This is a genomic window from Acetatifactor sp., from assembly GCF_982438285.1.
Genome location: NZ_CEWDFQ010000458.1, coordinates 1 through 1,947, shown reverse-complemented (window position 1 = coordinate 1,947; position 1,947 = coordinate 1). Strand labels below are relative to the sequence as shown.

At 43.4% G+C, this 1,947-nt stretch carries 4 protein-coding genes; all 4 read left to right on the top strand.

All coding sequences use genetic code 11. From position 1 onward, the window contains the following. Window positions 1–107: 107 nt before the first annotated feature. Window positions 108–284: a hypothetical protein gene (locus AC1WIP_RS15225; RefSeq protein WP_318702938.1), complete on the top strand. Its 177-nt coding sequence runs from the start codon at window positions 108–110 to the stop codon at window positions 282–284. 7 nt (window positions 285–291) lie between these two features. Next, window positions 292–630 (top strand): type II toxin-antitoxin system RelE/ParE family toxin, encoded by a 339-nt coding sequence (locus AC1WIP_RS15220; RefSeq protein WP_318709491.1) that lies wholly within the window; start codon window positions 292–294, stop codon window positions 628–630. Window positions 631–888: 258 nt separating this feature from the next. Beyond that, window positions 889–1,053 carry a hypothetical protein gene (locus AC1WIP_RS15215; protein ID WP_481142622.1) on the top strand — a complete coding sequence of 55 codons (165 nt, stop codon included), beginning with the start codon at window positions 889–891 and terminating at the stop codon, window positions 1,051–1,053. 152 nt (window positions 1,054–1,205) lie between these two features. Then, on the top strand, window positions 1,206–1,947 hold a 742-nt coding region (locus AC1WIP_RS15210; RefSeq protein ID WP_481142621.1), incomplete at its 3' end, for a formate/nitrite transporter family protein.

Below are 1,947 nucleotides of genomic sequence, written 5' to 3'. Positions count from 1 at the left end.
ATATAAAAGTGTGATAAAAATTCATTAATTACATATAAATCAGAAATCCCTATTGCTATAAATCCTATAACTGGTTATACTGATGATAGAAGAAGGGAAGTGATATTATGGCACCATTGGCAGCAGTTAGTACGACAAAAATGAATAGAAACAGAGGCATGAGTTATACGGAACAGGATGCGTTTGATGCTCTTTATCAGGAACTGGAAAAAGGAATACAGAGTATGAAAAATGGTGATGTTTATTCCATAGAAGAAGCGTGGAAGGAAATCGATAAGATTTAAACCAAACATGGAAAAACCTAAAAAGTACAAAATAGTCTTGTCAAAGGATGCACTGGAGGATATAAAGAATACGAAAACTTATATTCTTGAAACTTTCAAGTACAGAGAATATGCAGAAAACTTTTCCAGAAAGATAAAAATGGCTATTCAAGCTTTGTCGCCTTTCGCCGAGGGATATGCGGAAACAGGATATACGATTGAGGGTTTGCGCATTTATTACAAACCTTATAGTACATACTTGATTTTCTTTGTGGTGGAAGGTGAGACGGTTACAGTTATCAGAGTTCTGAAAGACAGGATGTATTGGCAGCCAATCATTAACAGAATGAAAAAAATTGATAGGTAGTATAACAGAGTCACAGTATAAGCAGTTATATTGTGGCTTTTTCTATTTGTCAACCCCAAAATCAAAATTTCTTCCAAAAATTTGGTCCTTACTTGACATCAGCAGCCGACGGCTCCCTATTTATTACACCGAGCAGCTTCTGGACGGCTTAAAGGAACGGGGAGAGCATGCACAGCTGCATCCTGATGTGATCAAAAGAATGAGTGAGGAAATCACGGGAAAGGAGGTGCTCTATGTGCGTCCTGGTGCTCCTCTAATGTGTCCTGTATCACAGAAAAGGTGGTATCCAGGGTGGAGGAAAACGATATTATTCTGATGCACGATTATTATGATACTACAGTGACGGCAGCCTTGAAAATTGTGGATGAGCTGATGAAGAAGGGGTATACCTTTGTGACGGTGGAGGAGATATTACTTGATTGACAGACTATGGCAAAAAAGATATGAGAATAAAAATTGCAACTTAAATGAGCCTTTGCTATAATATCCGTGGAAGAGATGGGCAGTTTTGAAATAAGATAAACTGTAACGAATGGAGAGGGCGGGAATAACATTTGAGAAAAGGAGACAAAAATATGCACTCACCCTTGGAAATTGCACTGCATTATGTGGAAATCGGAATTCATAAAGTACGGCTGTCGGCGCTTAAGATGCTGCTTTTGGGTGTATTTGCCGGTATGTTTATAGGCTTTGCAGGCATTGCCTCCACCACGGCTTCAGCCATGATCGAGAACCCTTCCGCAGCCAGGCTGGTCAGCGCCTGCGTGTTTCCGGCGGGGATGGCCATGGTGCTGGTGGCGGGCAGCGAGCTCTTTACCGGAAATAATTTAATCGTGATTGCGGTGCTGGAACGGAAGGTCAAGCTCCATGAAATGCTGAAAAACTGGGTGTTTGTATTTGCAGGTAATTTTATCGGCGCTTCCTTTACGGCAGTTATGGTGGTATATGGGCATATTCCAGATTTATATGAAGGCCGGCTGGCGGAGAAGGTTGTGGATGCAGCCTTGCTGCGTGTGGAGCAGTCTTTCCCCGAGGCGTTTATCCGAGGCGTGCTGTGCAATATTTTGGTCTGCATTGCCGTGTGGGCGGCATTTGCGGCAAAAAAGGTGTCCGGCAAGCTCATGATGAGCTTTTGGCCGGTCATGCTTTTTGTGCTGTGCGGCTTTGAACACAGCATTGCGGATATCTATTTTGGCATGGCGGGGATTCTGACGGCCGGGGAGTATAGTCTTGCGGCAGAGGGATTGAGCCTGGGAAGCTTTCTTGTGCGAAATCTCCTTCCCGTGACCCTTGGCAATATTGTGGGAGGCGCGGGAA